General features: G+C 66.1%; 14 protein-coding genes. 4 read left to right on the forward strand and 10 right to left on the reverse strand.

What is annotated here, in order from left to right:
• Nucleotide 1: 1 nt before the first annotated feature.
• From ftsX to rhlB, 3 genes are all read right to left on the reverse strand, one after another.
• Nucleotides 2-952, reverse strand: a complete 951-nt coding sequence (gene ftsX / locus DGN21_RS17745) for a permease-like cell division protein FtsX (protein WP_215825009.1) — start codon at nucleotides 950-952, stop codon at nucleotides 2-4.
• On the reverse strand, nucleotides 949-1,635 hold the full coding sequence (ftsE, locus tag DGN21_RS17750) for a cell division ATP-binding protein FtsE (protein WP_016903688.1): 687 nt from the start codon (nucleotides 1,633-1,635) through the stop codon (nucleotides 949-951). The genes ftsX and ftsE overlap by 4 nt, the downstream gene beginning before the upstream one ends.
• Nucleotides 1,636-1,710: 75 nt before the next feature.
• The gene (gene rhlB / locus DGN21_RS17755) at nucleotides 1,711-3,429 is read right to left on the reverse strand and encodes an ATP-dependent RNA helicase RhlB (RefSeq protein WP_126966516.1); all 1,719 of its coding nucleotides are present in this window, start codon (nucleotides 3,427-3,429) and stop codon (nucleotides 1,711-1,713) included.
• A gap of 198 nt (nucleotides 3,430-3,627) precedes the next feature.
• On the opposite strand from rhlB, the gene trxA reads away from it, so the two are divergent.
• Together trxA and rho are read left to right on the forward strand one after the other, a co-directional pair.
• On the forward strand, nucleotides 3,628-3,969 hold the full coding sequence (gene trxA / locus DGN21_RS17760; protein WP_005923050.1) for a thioredoxin TrxA: 342 nt from the start codon (nucleotides 3,628-3,630) through the stop codon (nucleotides 3,967-3,969).
• A gap of 217 nt (nucleotides 3,970-4,186) precedes the next feature.
• Nucleotides 4,187-6,082, forward strand: coding sequence for a transcription termination factor Rho (rho, locus tag DGN21_RS17765; RefSeq protein ID WP_160955061.1), 1,896 nt, complete (start codon nucleotides 4,187-4,189; stop codon nucleotides 6,080-6,082).
• Between the two features lie 639 nt (nucleotides 6,083-6,721).
• On the opposite strand, the gene DGN21_RS17770 is transcribed toward rho, so the two are convergent.
• The 7 genes from DGN21_RS17770 to DGN21_RS17800 all read right to left on the reverse strand — a co-directional run bounded on the left by DGN21_RS17770 (nucleotide 6,722) and on the right by DGN21_RS17800 (nucleotide 15,631).
• A complete protein-coding gene (locus tag DGN21_RS17770; protein ID WP_104575632.1) occupies nucleotides 6,722-7,606 on the reverse strand; it encodes a hypothetical protein in 885 nt (294 codons plus the stop codon).
• A gap of 59 nt (nucleotides 7,607-7,665) precedes the next feature.
• Entirely contained in the window at nucleotides 7,666-9,405 is a 1,740-nt protein-coding gene (aceK, locus tag DGN21_RS17775; RefSeq protein WP_126966515.1) for a bifunctional isocitrate dehydrogenase kinase/phosphatase, read from the reverse strand.
• A gap of 267 nt (nucleotides 9,406-9,672) precedes the next feature.
• Nucleotides 9,673-11,904, reverse strand: coding sequence for an NADP-dependent isocitrate dehydrogenase (locus DGN21_RS17780; RefSeq protein WP_126966514.1), 2,232 nt, complete (start codon nucleotides 11,902-11,904; stop codon nucleotides 9,673-9,675).
• Nucleotides 11,905-12,309: 405 nt separating this feature from the next.
• On the reverse strand, nucleotides 12,310-12,867 hold the full coding sequence (locus DGN21_RS17785) for a hypothetical protein (RefSeq protein ID WP_065032974.1): 558 nt from the start codon (nucleotides 12,865-12,867) through the stop codon (nucleotides 12,310-12,312).
• Nucleotides 12,868-12,929: 62 nt separating this feature from the next.
• Nucleotides 12,930-13,223 carry a LysM peptidoglycan-binding domain-containing protein gene (locus tag DGN21_RS17790; RefSeq protein ID WP_102580498.1) on the reverse strand — a complete coding sequence of 98 codons (294 nt, stop codon included), beginning with the start codon at nucleotides 13,221-13,223 and terminating at the stop codon, nucleotides 12,930-12,932.
• A gap of 102 nt (nucleotides 13,224-13,325) precedes the next feature.
• A complete protein-coding gene (gene queF, locus DGN21_RS17795) occupies nucleotides 13,326-14,141 on the reverse strand; it encodes an NADPH-dependent 7-cyano-7-deazaguanine reductase QueF (RefSeq protein WP_054591073.1) in 816 nt (271 codons plus the stop codon).
• 173 nt (nucleotides 14,142-14,314) lie between these two features.
• Nucleotides 14,315-15,631, reverse strand: coding sequence for a M20 family metallopeptidase (locus tag DGN21_RS17800; protein ID WP_046344728.1), 1,317 nt, complete (start codon nucleotides 15,629-15,631; stop codon nucleotides 14,315-14,317).
• 256 nt (nucleotides 15,632-15,887) lie between these two features.
• Here DGN21_RS17800 and DGN21_RS17805 point away from each other — a divergent pair, with 256 nt between their 5' ends.
• Entirely contained in the window at nucleotides 15,888-17,129 is a 1,242-nt protein-coding gene (locus DGN21_RS17805; protein ID WP_046344730.1) for an efflux RND transporter periplasmic adaptor subunit, read from the forward strand.
• Between the two features lie 93 nt (nucleotides 17,130-17,222).
• Nucleotides 17,223-20,471 (forward strand): efflux RND transporter permease subunit, encoded by a 3,249-nt coding sequence (locus DGN21_RS17810; RefSeq protein WP_160955062.1) that lies wholly within the window; start codon nucleotides 17,223-17,225, stop codon nucleotides 20,469-20,471.
• The last annotated feature ends 5 nt before the right edge of the window (nucleotides 20,472-20,476 follow it).

A 20,476-nucleotide genomic window follows, 5' to 3' on the forward strand; every position in this document is an offset into this window, starting at 1 on the left:
CTCAGGTCTCGGTGGGACGGGTCTGGCGAAGGAAATGGCCGGTGACCAGCCAGGCGCCCAGCCAGCCCAGGACCAGGGTGCCGACCAGCACCAGCGCAGAATGCAGCAGATCCAGCCCGTGCAGGGTAAAGGAGCTGCCGTAACTGTCGGCCAGGGTCGCCAACGGCGCGCGCAGTGCCAGCCCGGAGGCGGCGATCAGCGCGAGCGCCACAGCGCCGGCACCGAGCCCGTACCAGGCCCCCAGGTACAGGAACGGACGCCGGATGAAGCCATCGCTGGCGCCCAGCAACTGCAGCACGCCGATTTCCTCGCGCCGCGACTGGATGTCCAGCCGCACCGTATTGCCGACCACCAGCACCGCGCCGACACCCAGCAGAGCCGACAGCACCTGCACCAGCCGCTCGCCGAAGTGCAGCCAGCCATCCAGGCGCTTGCGCCACAGCGCGTCGTGCTGCACCTGGTCGGCCTGCGGCAAGGCCTGCAGCGCGCCGGCCAGCTGCGCATCGTCGGCCGTCTCGCTGGGCGTGACGACCAGCAGCGTCGGCAGCGGGTTGTCGCCCAGCGCATCGATCGCCTCGTCGAGCTTGGCGCTCTCGCGCAGTTCGGTCAGCCCCTGCGTCGGCGTGCGCAGCGCGACCTGGGCAACGTCCGGGCGCGCACGCAGTTCGCCGGCCAGGGCCTGCGCGGCCTCGGCGCCGATCTCGACCTTCAGGAACAGGTTGATCTCGCGCGACTGCTGCACGCTGCCGGCCAGCAACTTGACGTTGTCCAGCGCGATCGACAGCCCCAGCGGCAAGGCCAGCGCCAGCGCCATCACCACGATGGTCAGCAAGGTGGCCCACGGCTTGCGCATGGCACGGCCCAGGCTGAAGGCGATGCTGTGCAGATGGTGGTCGATCCACACGCCGACCCGCGAGGGGGCGACGGCTTCGGTATTGGCGGGCTTGCTCATTCGGCCAGATCCTGCGGCGAGATGTCGTCGACCAGGCGGCCGTGATCCAGGATCAGCACGCGCTTGCGCATCTGCTTGAGCAGGGCCAGGTCATGGCTGACCACCAGCACGCTGGTGCCGCGCGCGGGCAGTTCGGCGAACAACTGCATGATTTCCGCGGCCAGCGCCGGATCCAGATTGCCGGTGGGCTCATCGGCCACCAGCAGGCGTGGTTCGCCGACGATGGCACGGGCGATGCCCACGCGCTGCTGCTCGCCGGCCGACAACTGCGACGGCAAGGCCCGCTCGCGATGGGCCAGCCCGATCCGCTCCAATGCCGAGCGCACGCGCTTGCCTATCTCGGCACGCCGGGTGCCGCGCAGGATCAGCGGCAACGCCACGTTCTCGGCGATGCTGCGGTCGTTGAGCAGGCGATGGTCCTGATAGACCGCACCCACCTGGCGACGGTGCAGCGGAATCTGCCGGCCGCGCACCTTGAGCAGGTTGCGTTCGCCCAGCAGCACCGCGCCCTGGCTGGGCCGCTCGCTGAGGTGGATCAATTTGAGCAGGGTGCTTTTGCCGGCGCCGGAGTGGCCGGTCACGAACAGCATCTCGCCATCGGCCACTTCGAAGCTGACATCGGTCAGCGCCTGGTGGCCACCGGCGTAGTGCTTGCTGACGTTGTCGAAACGCAGAACGGTCATTCAGCGATTATGCCGGAGCGCCAGCGCTTGCGTCGCATCGCCGGAGCCCGGCAATGCGACGCAGGCCGCAGGCGATCAGTTGCCGGACACCAGCGAGCGCAGGCGACGACCGATGCGGCTCAGCAGCGACGGGCTGCCGGACGGCTTGGCGGCGCTGCGCACCGGCTTGGCGACCACCTGGGTGGGCTTGCGCGGTGCGGCAGGTGCGGCGACCGGTGTGGAGGCCACTGCCGGCTCGGCACCTTCGACCGGGCGGCCGTTGCGACGACGGCGCCGCTTGCGTGGTGCGCGCTCGGCATCGGCCACGATGGTGGAAGGCGCCTCGACCGACGCCGCCACAACCACCGGCGTTTCGGCCGGCGCTGCCGCTGCCGGGGCTTCGCCCTCCACACGCGGCTTGCGACGCGGACGCGGCTTGCCATCGGCACTGCCGCCGTCGCGACGACCGCCGCCACTGCCGCTGCGCGATGCGCCACCCGAACCGCTGCGACCACCGCCGCGGCGCTGCTCTTCGGCAGCACGCTGTTCGCGCGCCTCGCGGAAGATGGTGCCCACGCTGTCGCCAGCATCCTCGTCGGCCTCTTCGCCTTCCACCGGTACACGCGCGGTACGCGGCAGCGGCGTCAGCAGCTCGGAGGTCACCGGCTCGACCGGGATCTTCTGCTCGATATAGGCCTCGATGTCCGGCAGGCTCATCGCATAGCGCTCGCAGGCGAAGCTGATCGCATCGCCCTCTTCGCCCAGCCGCGCGGTACGGCCGATACGGTGCACGTAGTCTTCCGCATCGAACGGCAGGTCGTAGTTGTAGACGTACTTGACGCCGTCGATGTGCAGGCCGCGCGCGGCCACGTCGGTGGCGACCAGGATTTCGAGCTGGCCCTTCTGGAAGCGGTTGAGCAACGACTCGCGCTTCTTCTGCGGCACGTCGCCCGATAGCACGCCGACCCGGTAGCCGTGCCGTTCCAGCGTGCGCGCCACGCGCTCGACGAACGCCTTGGTATTGACGAACACCATGGTGCGCGCGCCTTCGCTGCGCGACAGCAGGCCCAGCAGCAGCGTCTGCTTCTCTTCGTCAGACGGGAAATAGATGCGCTGGCGCACCCGTGCGGCGGTGATGCTCTCGGTTTCGACGACCAGCTTTTCCGGCTCGTTCATGTGCTCGTAGGCGAGCTCGAGCACGCGGTGGCTGAGCGTGGCCGAGAACAGCAGGGTCTGGCGGGTGCCGCGCTCGGGCATGCGCCGCAGCAGGAAGCGGATGTCCTTGATGAAGCCCAGGTCGAACATGCGGTCGGCTTCGTCCAGCACGCAGATCTCGCAGGCATGCAGCGAGACCACCTTGTGCTGCTTGACGTAGTCGATCAGCCGGCCCGGGGTGGCGATGATCACGTCCACGCCCTGCTGCAGCAGCTCGCGCTGCTTGTCGTAGTCCACCCCGCCGTAGACCAGCGCGAAGCGCAGGCCCAGGTCGGCGCCGAACTTGACCGCATCCTTGTGGATCTGGATCGCCAGCTCGCGGGTCGGCGCCAGGATCAGCGCGCGCGGGTCTTCCGGCTTGCGGTCGGCCAGCGCCGGGCGGATCAGCAGGCGGTTCATCACCGCCACCAGGAACGCCAGGGTCTTGCCGGTGCCGGTCTGGGCCTGGCCGGCGACGTCGCCGCCCGGCAGCGCGACCGGCAGGGTCAGCGCCTGGATCGGGGTACAGCGGGTAAACCCGGCGCTCTCCAGCCCGGCGATCAGCGCCGGATGCAGGTCGAACGTGGAAAAAGTCAAATCGGTCAGCGGTTTGTCGCTCATTATTCCGTCTTCGTGAGGCGCCCTGGGCAGCCCGGGCGCGGCTTGCATCGATGCCGACAGCGTCGCAAACTGCGGCTGTTGTGGCGGACAGCGCGGCTTCAGGACTGACACTTGATTCAGTCGCGCAATGCCCCAGTTTAACGCAATGTAGCGGCCTGCCCGTTCGGGCGGGCCGTTTTGGTTTCCAGGAGACCCAACGTGAGCGATAAGGTTCAACATGTCGGCGATGCCGACTTCGATACAGCTGTACTGCAATCCGGCGAACCGGTGCTGGTGGATTTCTGGGCCGAGTGGTGCGGACCCTGCAAGATGATCGCCCCGGTGCTGGACGATCTGGCCGATACATACCAGGGCAGACTGAAGGTTGCCAAGGTCAATGTGGACCAGAACCGCGCCCTGGCCATCAAGTACCACGTGCGTTCGATCCCGATGCTGTTGCTGTTCAAGGATGGCCAGGTGCAGGCCACCCAGATCGGTGCGGTTGGCAAGGGCCAGCTGACCCAGATGATCGACAAGACCCTGGGCGGCGCGGCCGCCTGAGCGAGTGGGCGTCCAGCGATGGGCGCCCCGTGATGCGCCAGCAGTTAAATCCTGCTGCGGCAGGCGCTTGCGCGGTTGCGCGCAGCGGTGATAGTGTCAGTTGATCCGGAGCACGTTCGTGCGCCGACGTACCCCTCTAGAAACCTCTTCTAGACTCCCATCACCTAAAGTTCGCCCCCCAGCCGGGCGCTCGCACTCTTAGCGAGGAATCACGCACTTGTCCGATCATCCTTCCTCCGATACCGGGAGCAGCGTCGACGCTCCTGTCGAGAAGCGCGTGCGCAAGCCGCGCGTGAGCAAGACCGCCGCTGCCACCGACGACGGTGGCGCGCAGCAGCCCAACCTGCCCTTGCCCGCCAGCCCCGCACCCGACGCTCCACGTGCCCCGCAGGCCCCGTCGCACGCTGCCGATTCGGCACCGGCGCAGACGTCCGGCGATGGCGCGTCCTATGCCGGTAACGCCCCCAGCCCCAACCAGGGCAACCAGGGCAACGACACCCATGGCGACTCCCGCGAGGGTGGCCAGACACAGCAGCAGCGCTTCAATCAGGCGCAGCAGCAACAGAACCAGAATCAGGCGCAGCACCGTGGCCAGGGCCAGAACCAGGCTCAGCCCCAGGCGCAAGGTCAGGGTCAGGGTCAGGACCAAGCCCAGAATGGCGGCCAGCATCAGCAAGGTCAGGGGCAGGGGCAGAACCAGCAGGGCAACCGCCGTGACCGCTTCCGCAACCGCCGCGACCGTGGACGCGACCGCTTCGGCAACGAAGGTGGCGGCGGCATGCCGTCGTCGGATGGCAGCAACGAGCCGTTCGTCGCGCGCCCGCACCCGGCCGTGCCGGAAGGCTTCCCGGTCTACTCGCTGAGCGATCTCAAGCGGATGCCGGCGCAGAAGCTGCTGGATATCGCCGACCAGCTCAACATCCAGGAAGGCGTGGCGCGCGCGCGCAAGCAGGACGTGATCTTCGCTCTGCTCAAGGTGCTGACCCGCCACGGCGAAGGCGTTGCCGCCGACGGTGTACTGGAAATCCTGCCCGACGGCTTCGGCTTCCTGCGTGCCGCAGAAGCCAGCTACCTGGCCGGCCCGGACGACACCTATATCTCGCCCAGCCAGATTCGCCGCTTCAACCTGCGGACCGGCGATCACCTGTCCGGCCGCATCCGCTTCCCGAAGGACGGCGAACGCTATTTCGCGCTGTCGATCGTCGACACCATCAATGGCGAGCCGCTGGAAGCCAGCAAGAACAAGGTGCTGTTCGAGAACCTGACCCCGCTGTTCCCGCGTCGCCGCTTCCGTCTGGAGCGTGGCGATGGATCGACCGAGGACATCACCGGCCGCATCCTGGATCTGATGGCGCCGCAGGGTAAAGGCCAGCGTGCGCTGATCGTCTCCCCGCCCAAGGCCGGTAAGACGATGATGATGCAGCAGGTGGCCACGGCCATCACCAGCAATCATCCCGAAGTGCACATGATCGTGCTGCTGATCGACGAGCGCCCGGAAGAAGTGACCGAAATGCAGCGCACCGTGCGCGGCGAGGTCATCTCCTCCACCTTCGACGAACCGGCCGCGCGCCACGTGCAGGTCGCCGAGATGGTGATCGAGCGGGCCAAGCGCCTGGTCGAGCACAAGAAGGACGTGGTGATCCTGCTCGACTCGATCACCCGCCTGGCACGCGCCTACAACAACGTGGTGCCCAGCTCCGGCAAGGTGCTCACCGGTGGTGTGGACGCCAACGCGCTGCACCGTCCGAAGCGCTTCTTCGGTGCGGCCCGTAACGTGGAAGAAGGCGGCTCGCTGACCATCATCGCCACGGCGCTGGTGGAAACCGGCAGCAAGATGGACGAGGTGATCTACGAAGAGTTCAAGGGCACCGGCAACAGCGAAGTGCATCTGAACCGTCGCATCACTGAAAAGCGCGTGTACCCGGCGATCGACATCAACCGCTCGGGCACGCGTCGCGAAGACCTGCTGATCGAGCCGGAGCTGCTGCAGAAGATCTGGATCCTGCGCAAGCTGCTGCACCCGATGGACGAAATCGCGGCGATGGAATTCCTGCTGGACAAGATGAAGACCACCAAGTCCAACGACGAGTTCTTCAGTTCGATGAAGCGCTGAGTCGGTCGGTATTCTCGACAAGAAAAAGCCCCGCATTGCGGGGCTTTTTTTGTGGGTGCGTGGTTGCTTGCAATCACAAGTCGGGTTGGTCGAGTGCGCGGTGCCCTCGCCGCTCGCGGGACACACCGCAGGTACGTACGTGTAGGCTCGGGAGCGGCATCCTCGCCGCCCGCGGTCCCGCAAGCGGCGAGGACACCGCACCAGGAAGTTGATCGGCGGGGCCAATACCTGCCTATCGCCGCGTCTGCGTTGGGATGCCAGAAGGCTTTGCAGGGTGCTTGTTGAAAAGCCTGCCTTCTCTCGGCTTGAAATGGAACGCTGGTGGGACGCGCTGTGACTCAAACAACAAACCTCATGCTCTGCTCGCAAACATGCACACCGACCATCTCGACGGGTCCTTGCCCGCCCATCGTCGCGGGACCTTACGCGGAATGGATGCCGCGTAAGAGCCTACACGGACGTACTTGCGGCGTGTCCCGCGAGGGTGGGCGGGCCAAGGGCCCTGCAGCCAACTGGCAGATCAGCGGCCTTGTAGCCAAGCCCTGATAAGCCGTCAGGCAGGCAACGATCAAGACCATCCGCTCTGCATGCAACAGGCGTGAGGTACCTTCGCCAGCCGCGCTGATGTTGGCTTCGCGCTTAAGTTCCTTGCAGCGGCGTCACCAGCCGCACACCTTCTCCGCGTGCGGAGAACAAGCCACTACCCGGCAGCGCATCCGGACTGTCGGTCGATGCCGACGCATCGCGCTGCTCGTGCCAGGGCGCCGGCTGACGCGGGCCCGGCAGATAGGATTGCCACTTTTTGGCTTGCTTTGCAGCGATCGAATTGCCTGGCCAGGATTCGATGGCGAAGGTGACCGGAACCCGCATGACCCAGTACGGCGCGTCGGCCTCGGCGCCTTGCGTTGGCGGCACAAATGTCCAGCCTCGCGCCTTGGCGATTGCAACGTCGGCAAACGCCTTGCGCCAGCGCGGGCGCTTGGATTCCGGCGCCAGCGTGGTCAGGTTGACCTGCTCGGCGACCAGATCTTCGACCTTGCCATCGCGCCCGACCTTGAGCAGCAGATAGACCACCCCGGTCACACCTTCTCGAAACGCATGCTCAGGGTACGCAGGTGCCGGCATGTCCTTGGCAGCGACGCTGGCTGCAGCTTGCTCCTGGCTGCCGAAATGCGCGCTGCGAATCGATACGGAATAGGTGCCGTTATCGGCCGGCTTGGCGACCAGCAGCAGATTCATCAGCAATTGCGCGGGCAAGGCGCTTCCATCGTCTTTGACAGGGTCAAAGCGCCAGGAAGCGATCGATTGTTTGACGCGGTCGCGGACCACTGGCGGCAGGCTTGCTTCGTCGGTGAGCTTGACCTCCGTAACGGTACCGTCCGGCGTCAGCGTCAATTCGCCTGCAATATTCATGCTGGCCTCCATCTGTGCCTGTACCTGCGCGGCACTGGGAACTGCCTGCACGCCGCTGACATTCGCCATTGCCAACAAAATGCCCAAGCCCAAGCGTTGCTTCCACTGCATGACCGCACTCCATGGTTATTGAGTTTCGTTGTACCAGCTTGGCGCATACGCGTAAATCGTCAGGCCAGTTTTCGCGAGTCTGCGTAGGGCGGGGTGTCGGGGTAGTCGTCCTCGCGCAGGCGGGTTTGCAGGTCGCGCCACCATTGCGGGTCGAATAGTTCCGGGTGCAGGTGCTTGACCGCTTCCAGCTGCGAGGGTGGCAAGCCCATGAACAGCGCGAAGCGCTCGGGAAACACATCGCGCGGGCCGACATGGAACCAGGGCTCGGCAGCCATCTGTTCTTCATAGGTGGTGGCGGTTGGCCAGTCGCGGAAGGTGCATTCGGTGATCAGGCACAGCTCGTCGTAGTCGTAGAACACCGCGCGCTGATGGCGGGTGATACCGAAGTTCTTCAGCAGCATGTCGCCGGGAAAGATATTGTTGCGCGCCATGTCCTTGATCGCCTGGCCGTAGTCCAGCGCGGCCGCATGCGCGGCTTCGGGCAGCTGTTCGCGCAGGTAGAGATTGAGCGGGCGCAGGCGGCGCTGCACGTAGCACAGCGCGATCAGCACGTCCTGGCCATCTTCGCTCAGGCTCGTCGCACAGCTGGTCTGCAGCTCTTCCAGCAACGCGGGCGAGAAACGCGATTTGGGAAACCGCAGGAAGCGATACGGCTGCGCGTCCAGCAAGCGCCCGATGCGATCGAGCTGGAACACCAGCTCGTACTTGCCTTCGACCTGCGCACGACTCATGGTCTTGGGATAGGCAAAGCGGTCGCGAATCAGTTTGAACACCAGCGGATAACTGGGCAGGGTAAATACCACCATGACCATGCCGGGCGTGCCGTCGGCATGCACCAGCTGCTCGGAGGGATGCGCCTGGAAATGGCTGAAAAACGTGCGATAGCGTTCGGTCTTGCCCTGCTTGGCGCGCCCGAGCATCGTGTACAGCTCGTCGACCGGCTTGTGGGTGAGCAGGCTGCGCAAGAACACCACTGCGTCGCCGACGGTGGCCAGATCGGCCTGGAAGTAACTGCGCGAGTTGCTGAACAATTGCGCGACGTCGCTGCGTTTGGTCAGCACCGCTTCGGCACGCAGGCCGGCGTCGTCGTTGACCAGGGCGATGACGCATGGCGAGAAGCGATGTTCGCCGAACACGCGGCCGACCAGGTAGGCGCGCCGTTCGCGATAGAACACCGTCTCCAGCAGCTCCACGCTGCGCACCGGGTGCTCGCCCCAGTGCGCGAGATCATCGAGCAGGCGCACCGCGATCGCCGCTGCACAGCGGGTGCGATGCGCATACGGAACGTCGAAGGAATAATCGCCGAGCACGCGCACCAGCATGTCGGTCAGCCGGCCGGGCGAGACCGCATAGGTATGCCGTGCGACCGGCACGGTGATCGCGTCGGTCGGCTCGATATCCAGCGCGATGAATTCGATCTCCGCATCCACGCCGTGGGTGCCGAAGTAACGCCGGGTCAGGGTGTTGTAGAAGGTCTTGTACAACTCCTGGTCGATCAGCCCGCTCAGCAGCGCGTCGTAATGCACGCGTGCGCGCATCCACAGCGCGCGATCGTGCGCCTGCCCCAGCAGCACCGCACGCAAGCGCAGCATGCATTCGCTGATGTACTGGTCGTACAGCGCGATCCGCGCCACCGCATCATCGCGCGCGCCGCTCCAGTCGCGCGTTTCAAAGCGCTGTTTGGCGCGTGCGGTGATCTCGGCAAAACGGGCGTGATAATCCTCGAAGGCGTCGTACACGGCATGGGCGATCGCCAGCGCACGGCGCTCGGACTGTGGCGGTAACGGGAGCTGGCTCATGCCGGCAGTGTACCCAGCGCATGTTGCGACGTGCAGCGGAGACAAACGATCAATCGAACAGGCGCACAGTCGGCCACATGCCGAGACTGCTCGCACCGAGGCGCAGGATCTCTCGCCGGCAAGGCATTACCAGGTCGTGAGGCCTGGCACGCAACGACCGTGTTCTCGCTGTTGCGCGCAAACGCCGGAAACGACAAGGCCCGCCCCTCATCGAGGCGGGCCCTGCCTGTTGCACCTGCTGGACGCACCGCCAGGCGGTGCGCTGGATCAGGCCTTCAGCGTGGCCAACACGTCGTTGAAGGTCTTGCTCGGGCGCATCGCCTCGCTGACCTTGGCCAGGTCGGGGTGATAGTAGCCGCCGATCTCGACCGGCTTGCCCTGGGCGCCGTTGAGCTCGGCCACGATGGTGGCTTCGTTCTCGGTCAGGGCCTTGGCCAGCGGTGCGAACTTGGCCTGCAGGGCGGTGTCCTCGGTCTGCGCAGCCAGGGCCTGCGCCCAGTACATCGCCAGATAGAAGTGGCTGCCGCGGTTGTCCAGTTCACCGACCTTGCGCGCTGGCGACTTGTTGTTGTCCAGGAACTGACCGTTAGCGACGTCCAGCGCCTTGGCCAGCACCGTGGCCGACGGGTTGTCGTAGCGGTTGCCCAGATGCTCCAGCGAGGCGGCCAGGGCCAGGAACTCGCCCAGCGAATCCCAGCGCAGGCTGTTCTGTTCGACGAACTGCTGCACGTGCTTGGGCGCCGAGCCACCGGCACCGGTCTCGAACAGGCCGCCACCGGCCATCAGCGGCACGATCGACAGCATCTTGGCGCTGGTGCCCAGCTCCAGGATCGGGAACAGGTCGGTGAGGTAATCGCGCAGCACGTTGCCGGTGACCGAGATGGTGTCCTGGCCCTTGCGGATGCGCTCCAGCGAGAAGGTGGTCGCTTCCACCGGCGGCAGGATGCGGATATCCAGGCCGCTGGTGTCGTGATCCTTCAGATAGGTTTCGACCTTGGCGATGACCTGCGCATCGTGCGCGCGGGCCTTGTCCAGCCAGAACACCGCAGGCGTCTCGCTCAGGCGCGCGCGCTCCACAGCCAGCTTGACCCAGTCCTGGATCGGCGCGTCCTTGACCTGGCACATGCGCCACAGGTCGCCGGCTTCCACCGCATGTTCGAACACGGTGGCGCCGGTGTCGTCGGTGACCTTGACGGTCCCGGCGGCGGCAATCTGGAAGGTCTTGTCGTGCGAGCCGTATTCCTCGGCCTTCTGCGCCATCAGGCCAACGTTGGGCACCGAGCCCATGGTGGACGGATCGAATGCGCCATGCGCCTTGCAGTCGTCGATCACCGCTTGATAGACATCGGCGTAGCAGCGATCCGGGATCACTGCCTTGGTGTCCTGCAGCTTGCCTTCGGCATTCCACATCTGACCGGAGTCGCGAATCATCGCCGGCATCGACGCATCGACAATCACGTCGCTGGGCACATGCAGGTTGGTGATGCCCTTGTCCGAATTGACCATGGCCAGGGCCGGACGCTGCGCGTATTCGGCCTGGATATCGGCCTTGATCTGCGCCTGCTGGTCGTCCGGCAGCGTGGCGATGCGTGCGTACAGGTCGCCGATGCCGTTGTTGGGGTCGAAGCCGACCGACGCAAGCGCTTCGGCATGCTTGCTCAGCGTGTCCTTGTAGAACTCGCCGACCACCACACCGAACAGCACCGGGTCGGAGACCTTCATCATGGTGGCTTTCAGATGCACCGAGAACAGCACATCCTTGGCCTTGGCATCGGCGATCTGCGCGTCGATGAAGCTGGCCAGCGCGCGCTTGCTCAGCACCGCGGCATCGACGATTTCGCCGGCCTTGACCGCCACCTTGTCCTTCAACACGCTGCTGCTGCCGTCGTTGCCGACGAATTCGATCTTCAACGCGCCGGCGGCCGCCACGGTGGTGGATTGCTCGCTGCCGAAGAAGTCGCCGTCGTCCATATGGGCCACGTGCGACTTCGAATCGCTGCTCCACTTGCCCATGCGGTGCGGATGCTTGCGCGCGTAATTCTTCACCGACAGCGGCGCGCGACGGTCGGAGTTGCCTTCGCGCAAAACCGGATTGACCGCGCTGCCTTTGACCTTGTCGTAGCGCGCCTTGACGTCCTTTTCGGCATCGTCTTTGGGCGTGTCCGGATACGCCGGCAGCGCATAGCCCTGGCCCTGCAGTTCGGCGATGGCGGCCTTGAGCTGCGGCACCGAGGCGCTGATGTTGGGCAGCTTGATGATGTTGGCTTCCGGCGTGGTGGCCAGCTCGCCCAGCTCACCGAGGTCGTCGGCGATCTTCTGCGCGTCGCTCAGGTGCTCGGGAAACAGCGACAGGATGCGGCCGGCCAGCGAGATGTCGCGGGTTTCGACCACGATGCCGGCAGTATTGGTGTAGGCATCGATGATCGGCAGCAGCGACTGCGTGGCCAGATACGGTGCTTCGTCGGTGAGCGTGTAAATGATCTTCGGTGTCTTCGACATAAGGTGCGATGGCTCGTGTGGTCGGAAGGAGCGCCGGCGTTGTTGGCACTGGCGTTGGCGTGCGCGACGAGGGTCGCTGCTGGCACGCCGGTCGGCCGGCGCGTGGAACGCGGCGATGGATTAGCACGGCATTGTCGCGTCTGAGCCGCGCCCGGGTAAAGCGACCACAGGCGGATGCTCCATCCCGCCACTCGGCCAATGCGATGGATGCAGCTGTAACGAATGTGCCGGCTGAGAGAATTACGCAGAAGCAAAGGCGCGATCGTGTGATCGCGCCCTGATGGCCTGCTTAATGAGCGTTGGGGCAGCGCGATGGACGCGCGTGTCCGACATGCTTGGAGTCAGTGCGCTACCCAGGTTGCGAGCACGCATCCCTATCTGCAGACTGCCCGCTCGCGTGGCTGCTTACTTGACCGTGATGGTCTGCGGAGTACCCGCCGGCTTGCCATCCACCATGACCTGCGCGGTGTAGCTGCCGGCCGGCCAGCCATCTGGCTTGCTGAAGCTGAGGTTGGTGGTTTCCGGGCCAGTCGTGGTCAAGGTGGCATTCTGCTCGCCGGCCACCTGGCCATCCTGATAGGTGAGCTTGGCTGCGACCGCCACATTGCTCGCGCTGCCATCGGTTTTCACCGAGACGATGATGGTGTCTTTGCTGCCGATATTGGCCGACGGGGTCACTGACTTGTCGGCAGTCGCCGTGGTGCCGACCACTACGCTTGACACCATGACTGCCGAACCCGTCGTGGCTGCGGTATCGGTGCTGGCGGCGCCGGTCGCGGTGCTCTGGCCCGCCTGATCGCTCGCCGGCGGTGTTGCGGCCGGGCCCGGCATCGCCTCGGTGGCAGCCCCGGAGGTCGGATCCTTGGACACGCTGTCGTCGTCGGCCTTCTTGCTGCAGCCCGACAGGGCGAGAACGCCGGCAAGGGCAATGGCGAGGGTGCTAGAAACGGATGTAGTACGCATGGATCGATCTCCGGATATCAGAATAAAAGTGGGTTTCGAAAGGTGCCAGGGGTGCGGTGCGCCTATGACTTCGGCGGCAACTGCAGGACCTGACCTGGAAAGATCTTGTCCGGATCCTTGAGCGTTTCGCGGTTGGCCTCGAAAATCCGCGGCCACAGGTTGCCGTCGCCGTAATGACGCTTGGCGATGCTGGACAGACTGTCGCCCGCCTGCACGGTGACCGATTCGCCGACCAGCTGCGCAGTGCTCTGCACGCTGGTACGCACGTTGGAGAAATCCGCCGCTGGCGCGACGTCTGCGGTGCTGTCGACCGAGGACGTCACGTTGGAAAAATCTGCTTTCTTGTCGACATTCATTGCCGCGATCCCTTTGCATCACGATGACTGCAGGGTGCGCGGCGCGCTGTTAAGCGTGGATCGCGCCACCGTGAAGCTGGCGCGAGCCTTGAATGGGCGCGATTACTGGCGCAGGTCGCGGAAGATCGATAGCGGCGTCGGCACGCTGGGCGAGCTGCGCAAGGGGTTGATGTCCAGCCCGCCACGGCGGGTATAGCGCGCTTCCACCACCAACCATTCGGGCGCGCAGCGGAGCAGCACGTCATGGAAGATACGCTCCACGCATTGCTCGTGAAACTCGGCGTGGTCGCGGAAACTCACCAGATAACGCAGCAGGCCTTCGCGGTCGATCGGGGCGCCGCGGTAGCGCAACGTGACGCTGGCCCAATCCGGTTGACCGGTGACCGGGCAATTGGACTTGAGCAGGGCCGAGGTCAGCACTTCTTCCACCACTGGTTGTGCGTGCGCCGCCAGATATGCGGCATTGGGCGGGCCGTAATCGTCGATGCTGACATCCAGTGCGTCGATCGACTCGCCCTCACCCACCGCATCGATCGGCGGCAGACCGAATTCCACCACCACATCGGCACCGGCGCGCGTGGACAGGTCGGAGGCGATGCGCATACGCACCGCTTCGGCGCTATTGAAGCGGGTGGCATTGAGCGAATTGAGATACAGCTTGAGCGACTTGGATTCGATCAACGACGGCGACTCGCTGGGCACGTGCAAGGTGGCAGTGGCCACGCACGGCTTGCCCTGCGCATCGAGCCAGCTGAGTTCGTAGGCATGCCAGCGGTCGCGGCCGATGAAGGGCAAGGCCCCCGTCAGGCCGATCGCCTCGCGCCCGGCCGCGCGCGGAATCGGGAACAACAGCGACGGATCGTAGCCGCTGGGATAGGCGACCTCACGACCGAGGGTGGAATCTTCTGGGGTATTCATCGCGCCATTTTAGGCCGAGCGGGCTGGCCGTGAGGTGTATAGCGGACGCTGGAGCGAGCTGGCGACAGAAGCAGCGGGCCGTCAAGCGGCCCGCCGCCCCACACGATCACCAACGCTCAGCGGAGACCGCGCAACTGCACACGATTCCCGATTCCCCATTCCCCATTCCCGAATCAGCCAGCCTCCCCCTGATGCAGGTAATCCAGCGACACCTGCAACAGCGCGCGCAGACCCACATCCAGCGACGATTCGTCGAGCAGGAACTGCGGCGAATGGTTGCTGGGCGCGGTCGCCGGGTCGATGCCCTTGGCGGTGGAGCCGACGAAGAAGAACATCGAAGGCACCTGCTGGGCGTAGAAGGAGAAATCTTCCGCGCCCATCTGCAGCGGCGGCTCGTAGACATTGTCGGCGCCGACCACGGCCTGCAGGCTGGGCAGCATCCTGGCGGTCAGCGCCGGGTCGTTGACCGTGGCCGGGTTGCCGGGCTGGTCCGGTACCTGCGCCTCGACCTTGGCCCCGTGGGCGGCGGCGGTGTGCTCGGCCACCGTCTTGAGGTCGGCGAAGATCTGCTGGCGCATGGCTTCGTCGAAGGTGCGGATGGTGCCGACCATTTCCACGTCGTCGGGGATGATGTTGTAGCGGATGCCGCCCTTGATCGCGCCGAAGCTCAACACCGCCGGTTGTTTGGACAGGTTGGCGCGGCGGCTGATCACGGTCTGCGCGGCACCGATCATGTCGGCGCTGGCCACGATCGGGTCGATGCCGTTCCACGGCGCCGAGCCATGCGTCTGGCGGCCGATCATCTTGATCGCAAACCGGTCCGAGGCGGCCATCAGCGGGCCGCTGCGCACCGCGATCTTGCCGGCCTGCACGCTGGAGAACACATGCAGGCCGAACACCGCCTGTGGCTTGAAGTCGGCGAACAGGCCTTCCTTGAGCATCAGCGAGGCGCCGCCCTCCTCGTTGCCGGGCGCGCCCTCTTCGGAGGGCTGGAAGATCAGCATCACTTCGCCAGGCAGCTGCTCGCGCATGCCGACCAGCGCTTCGGCCACTCCGAGCAGGATCGCGGTGTGGGCGTCGTGGCCGCAGGCGTGCATCACCCCGACCTGCTCGCCGCGGTACTCGGCGGTGACCTTGGAGGCATACGGCAGGCCGGTCTGCTCCTTGACCGGCAAGGCATCCATGTCCGCGCGCAAGGCGATCTTCGGACCCGGCTTGCCGCCCTTGATGATGGCCACCACGCCGTGATGGGCGATGCCGGTACGCGGCTTGAGGCCGAGCTTGCGCAGCTGCGCGGCCACGGTGGCGGCGGTGCGCTCCTCGCGGTTGGACAGCTCCGGGTGCTGGTGGAAGTCGCGGCGCCACTGCACCAGCTTGCTCTGCAACGGCGCGGCGGCGGCCTGGACGTCGGGCCGGGGCGCGGCCTGGGCGGCGGCCAGGGTGGGCAGGGCGAGCAGCAACGCGCTGGTCAGCAGGCGGGAGTGGCGCATCAGCAATCCTCTAAAGATGGTTGCTTAATGTAGTGCAGGTGCACGCTCGGTGGGCTGCAGTGGGGCTCGATTCAGTCCTGCGGTCAACCACATCGGCCCTGACGCGTTGCCGCTGCATTGCATCTGTGAACGCTGCAGTCGTTTCGTCCGGCGGGCCGTTACTTCAGTAACGCTCAATTGCCTGATCGCAACGATATGCTTCGCACAGCCGCCCCACGGTCGCACCAGCGCCCGGCCCGCCCTCAGGAGTTGTCGCATGTCGCGTTTTTGGAAGATCACACTGCTGGTCGTAGCGGTGCTCGTCGTGGTGTTCGTCGCAATGCGGATGTTCGGTGGGGGCAACCACGGCAAGCGGGCGGACGCGCCGGACGGCAATGGCACCGAGAACAGCGGCCCGGTACCGGTCACGGTCGTGGCCGCCACCACCCAGGATGTGCCGGTCTACGCCAGCGCGCTGGGCACGGTGACCGCGCTCAATACCGTCACGGTCAGCCCGCAGGTCGGCGGCCAGCTGATGAGCCTGAATTTCAAGGAGGGCCAGGAAGTGAAGAAGGGCGAGCTGCTGGCGCAGATCGACCCGCGCACCCTGCAGGCCAGCTACGACCAGGCACTGGCGGCCAAGCGCCAGAACCAGGCACTGCTGGCGACCTCGCGGGTGAACTACCAGCGCTCCAACGACCCGGCCTACAAGCAGTACGTCTCGCGCACAGACCTGGATACTCAGCGTAACCAGGTGGCGCAGTACGAGGCGGCGGTATCGGCCAACGATGCACAGATGCGCTCGGCGCAGGTGCAGTTGCAGTTCACCCGCGTGACCGCGCCGATCGACGGCATCGCCGGCATCCGCGGCGTGGATGTGGGCAATATCGTCAGCGCCAGTTCCACCATCGTCACCCTGACCCAGATCCGCCCGATCTACGTGTCCTTCAACCTGCCCGAGCGCGAGTTGCAGGCGGTGCGCAGCGGCCAGGCGGCCGCCCCGCTGGACGTGGCGGCGCTGGACCGCGGCGATGCGCACGTGATCAGCGGCGACGGCAAGCTGGAGGTGATCGACAACCGCATCGCCGCCGACAGCGGCACCTTCGGTGCGCGTGCGATCTTCGCCAACACCGACAATGCCTTGTGGCCGGGCCAGTTCGTCAACGTGCGCCTGCAGCTGCGCACCATCTCCGGCGGCACCGTGGTGCCGACCCAGGCCGTGCAGCGCGGCCCGGACGGCGATTACGTCTACGTGGTCGGCAACGACAACACCGCGCAGATGCGCACCGTGGTGCAGGGCGTGGAAGTGGACGACAGCCATGTGCAGGTCACCAAGGGGCTCAAGCCAGGCGAGCGCGTGGTGACCGAAGGCCAGTTCCGGCTCAAGCCGGGCAGCAAGGTCAGCGCACTCAAGCCGGGCGAGACCCCGCCGGAGCCGACCGAGGCCGAACTCAAGGCCGCGCAGGACAAGAGCCGTGGCGGCGCCGGCGGCCGACGTGGCGGCGGCGGTCCGCGCTAACTCGCGAGCACCGGCGACGGGCCTTCCGTCGCCGGTGTGCATCGGCGCTGCGCGCGCCGGCATCGATTGACGTCTTCAGCAAGGACACCCCCCGTGGGCTTTTCGACCATCTTCATCCGCCGTCCCATCGCCACCTCGTTGTTGATGGCGGGCATCCTGCTGCTGGGCATCCTGGGCTACCGGCAATTGCCGGTCTCGGCGCTGCCGGAGATCGACGCGCCCAGCTTGGTGGTCACCACCCAGTATCCCGGCGCCAACGCGACCACCATGGCCTCGCTGGTGACCACGCCGCTGGAGCGCCAGTTCGGGCAGATCTCCGGGCTGCAGATGATGACCTCCGATTCGTCGGCAGGCCTGTCCACGATCATCCTGCAGTTCTCGATGGACCGCGACATCGACATCGCCGCGCAGGATGTGCAGGCGGCGATCCGTCAGGCCACCCTGCCCTCGTCGCTGCCGTATCAACCGGTCTACAACCGGGTCAATCCGGCCGACGCGGCGATCCTGACCCTCAAGCTCACCTCCGACTCGCTGCCGCTGCGCGAGGTCAACCGCTATGCCGATGCGATCCTGGCCCAGCGCCTGTCGCAGGTGCCGGGCGTGGGCCTGGTGTCGATCGCCGGCAATGTACGGCCTGCGGTGCGCATCCAGGTCAACCCGGCGCAGCTGTCGAACATGGGCCTGACCATGGAATCGCTGCGCAGCGCGCTGACCCAGACCAACGTCAGCGCGCCCAAGGGCTCGCTCAACGGCAAGACCCAGTCCTACAGCATCGGCACCAACGACCAGCTCACCGACGCGGCGCAGTACCGCGAGACCATCATCAGCTACAGCAACGGCCGCCCGGTGCGGCTGGCCGATGTGGCCAACGTGGTCGACGGGGTGGAGAACGACCAGCTCGCCGCCTGGGCCGACGGCAAGCCGGCGGTGCTGCTGGAAATCCGCCGCCAGCCCGGTGCCAACATCGTGCAGACGGTGGAGCAGATCCGCAGCATCCTGCCGCAGCTGCAGGCGGTGCTGCCGGCCGACGTGCACCTGGAGGTGTTCTCCGACCGCACCGAAACCATCCGCGCCTCGGTGCACGAGGTGAAGTTCACCCTGGTGCTGACCATCGCGCTGGTGGTGGCGGTGATTTTCGTGTTCCTGCGCCGGCTGTGGGCCACCATCATTCCCTCGGTGGCGGTGCCGCTGTCGCTGGCCGGCACCTTCGGGGTGATGGCATTTGCCGGCATGTCGCTGGACAACCTGTCGCTGATGGCGCTGGTGGTGGCGACCGGGTTCGTGGTCGACGATGCGATCGTGATGATCGAAAACATCGTGCGCTACATCGAACAGGGCAAGAGCGGGCCGGAAGCGGCAGAGATCGGCGCCAAGCAGATCGGCTTCACCGTGCTGTCGCTGACCGTGTCGCTGGTGGCGGTGTTCCTGCCGCTGCTGCTGATGCCGGGCGTGACCGGGCGCCTGTTTCATGAGTTTGCGTGGGTGCTGTCGATTGCGGTGGTGATCTCGATGCTGGTGTCGCTGACGCTGACGCCGATGATGTGCGCCTACCTGCTCAAGCCCGACGCCCTGCCCGAAGGCGAGGACGCGCACGAACGCGCCGCCGCCGCCGGCAAGACCAACCTGTGGACGCGCACCGTGGGCGCTTACGAGCGCAGCCTGGACTGGGTGCTGGCGCACCAGCCGCTGACCCTGGCGGTGGCGATCGGCGCGGTGGCGCTGACCGTGGTGCTGTACATGGCGATCCCCAAGGGCCTGCTGCCCGAGCAGGACACCGGCCTGATCACCGGCGTGGTGCAGGCCGACCAGAACGTGGCGTTCCCGCAGATGGAGCAGCGCACCCAGGCGGTGGCCGCGGCGCTGCAGAAAGACCCCGCCGTGACCGGCGTGGCCGCCTTCATCGGCGCCGGCACCATGAACCCGACCATCAACCAGGGCCAGTTGTCGATCGTGCTGAAGACGCGCGGCGACCGCGAGGGCCTGGACGAGGTGCTGCCGCGCCTGCAAAAGGCGGTGGCCGGCATTCCCGGCGTGGCGCTGTTCCTCAAGCCGGTGCAGGACGTCACCCTGGACACCCGCGTGGCCGCCACCGAGTACCAGTATTCGATGTCGGATGTGGACAGCAGCGAGCTGGCCACCTGGGCCGGGCGCATGACCGAGGCGATGCGCAAGCTGCCCGAGCTGGCCGACGTGGACAACAACCTGGCCAACCAGGGCCGGGCGCTGGAGCTGAGCATCGATCGCGACAAGGCCAGCATGCTCGGCGTGCCGATGCAGACCATCGACGACACGCTGTACGACGCCTTCGGCCAACGCCAGATCTCCACCATCTTCACCGAGCTCAATCAGTACCGGGTGGTGCTGGAAGTGGCGCCGGAATTCCGCAGCAGCACCGCCTTGATGAACCAGCTGGCGGTGGCCAGCAACGGCAGCGGCGCGTTGACCGGCACCAATGCCACCAGCTTCGGCCAGCTGACCTCGTCCAACTCCTCCACCGCCACCGGCGTGGGCGCGCAGAACACCGGCATCGTGGTCGGCGCCGGCAGCATCATTCCGCTGGCCGCACTGGCCGAGGCCAAGGTCACCAACACGCCGTTGGTGGTCAGCCACCAGCAACAGCTGCCGGCGGTCACGATCTCGTTCAATCTGGCGCCCGGCCATTCGCTGTCGCAGGCGGTGGAGGCGATCGAGCAGGCGCGCCAGGATCTGAAGATCCCCACCCAGGTGCATGCGGCGTTCGTCGGCAAGGCGGCCGAATTCACCGGCAGCCAGACCGATATCGTATGGCTGCTGCTGGCCTCGATCGTGGTGATCTACATCGTGCTGGGCGTGCTCTACGAGAGCTACATCCACCCGCTGACGATCATCTCCACGCTGCCGCCGGCCGGCGTCGGCGCGCTGCTGGCGCTGATGATGTGCGGGTTGAGCCTGTCGGTGGACGGCATCGTCGGCATCGTGTTGCTGATCGGCATCGTCAAGAAGAACGCGATCATGATGATCGACTTCGCCATCGACGCCCGCCGCGAAGGCGCCAATGCGCACGAGGCGATCCGGCGCGCCTGCCTGCTGCGTTTCCGCCCGATCATGATGACCACCGCCGCCGCGATGCTGGGCGCGCTGCCGCTGGCGCTGGGCACCGGCATCGGCTCGGAACTGCGGCGTCCGCTCGGCATCGCCATCGTCGGCGGCCTGCTGCTGTCGCAGCTGGTGACGCTCTACACCACGCCGGTGATCTACCTGTACATGGAACGTGCCGGCGAGCGGCTGCGTGACTGGCGCACACGGCGTGCCGCCCGCCGCGACGGCGTGCCCCCGGCCTCCACTTCGGAGCGCCCGGCATGATGACC

Source organism: Xanthomonas sp. MLO165, assembly GCF_018831305.1.
GTDB classification, from domain to species: Bacteria; Pseudomonadota; Gammaproteobacteria; order Xanthomonadales; family Xanthomonadaceae; genus Xanthomonas; species Xanthomonas arboricola.

Excerpts from the sequence above, each read along its gene's own strand:
- ftsX (WP_215825009.1), bottom strand. The coding sequence starts at position 952 with ATGAGCAAGCCCGCCAATACCGAAGCCGTCGCCCCCTCGCGGGTCGGC.
- ftsE (WP_016903688.1), bottom strand. The coding sequence starts at position 1,635 with ATGACCGTTCTGCGTTTCGACAACGTCAGCAAGCACTACGCCGGTGGC.
- rhlB (WP_126966516.1), bottom strand. The coding sequence starts at position 3,429 with ATGAGCGACAAACCGCTGACCGATTTGACTTTTTCCACGTTCGACCTG.
- DGN21_RS17770 (WP_104575632.1), bottom strand. The coding sequence starts at position 7,606 with ATGCAGTGGAAGCAACGCTTGGGCTTGGGCATTTTGTTGGCAATGGCG.
- aceK (WP_126966515.1), bottom strand. The coding sequence starts at position 9,405 with ATGAGCCAGCTCCCGTTACCGCCACAGTCCGAGCGCCGTGCGCTGGCG.
- DGN21_RS17780 (WP_126966514.1), bottom strand. The coding sequence starts at position 11,904 with ATGTCGAAGACACCGAAGATCATTTACACGCTCACCGACGAAGCACCG.
- DGN21_RS17785 (WP_065032974.1), bottom strand. The coding sequence starts at position 12,867 with ATGCGTACTACATCCGTTTCTAGCACCCTCGCCATTGCCCTTGCCGGC.
- DGN21_RS17790 (WP_102580498.1), bottom strand. The coding sequence starts at position 13,223 with ATGAATGTCGACAAGAAAGCAGATTTTTCCAACGTGACGTCCTCGGTC.
- queF (WP_054591073.1), bottom strand. The coding sequence starts at position 14,141 with ATGAATACCCCAGAAGATTCCACCCTCGGTCGTGAGGTCGCCTATCCC.
- DGN21_RS17800 (WP_046344728.1), bottom strand. The coding sequence starts at position 15,631 with ATGCGCCACTCCCGCCTGCTGACCAGCGCGTTGCTGCTCGCCCTGCCC.
- DGN21_RS17805 (WP_046344730.1), top strand. The coding sequence starts at position 15,888 with ATGTCGCGTTTTTGGAAGATCACACTGCTGGTCGTAGCGGTGCTCGTC.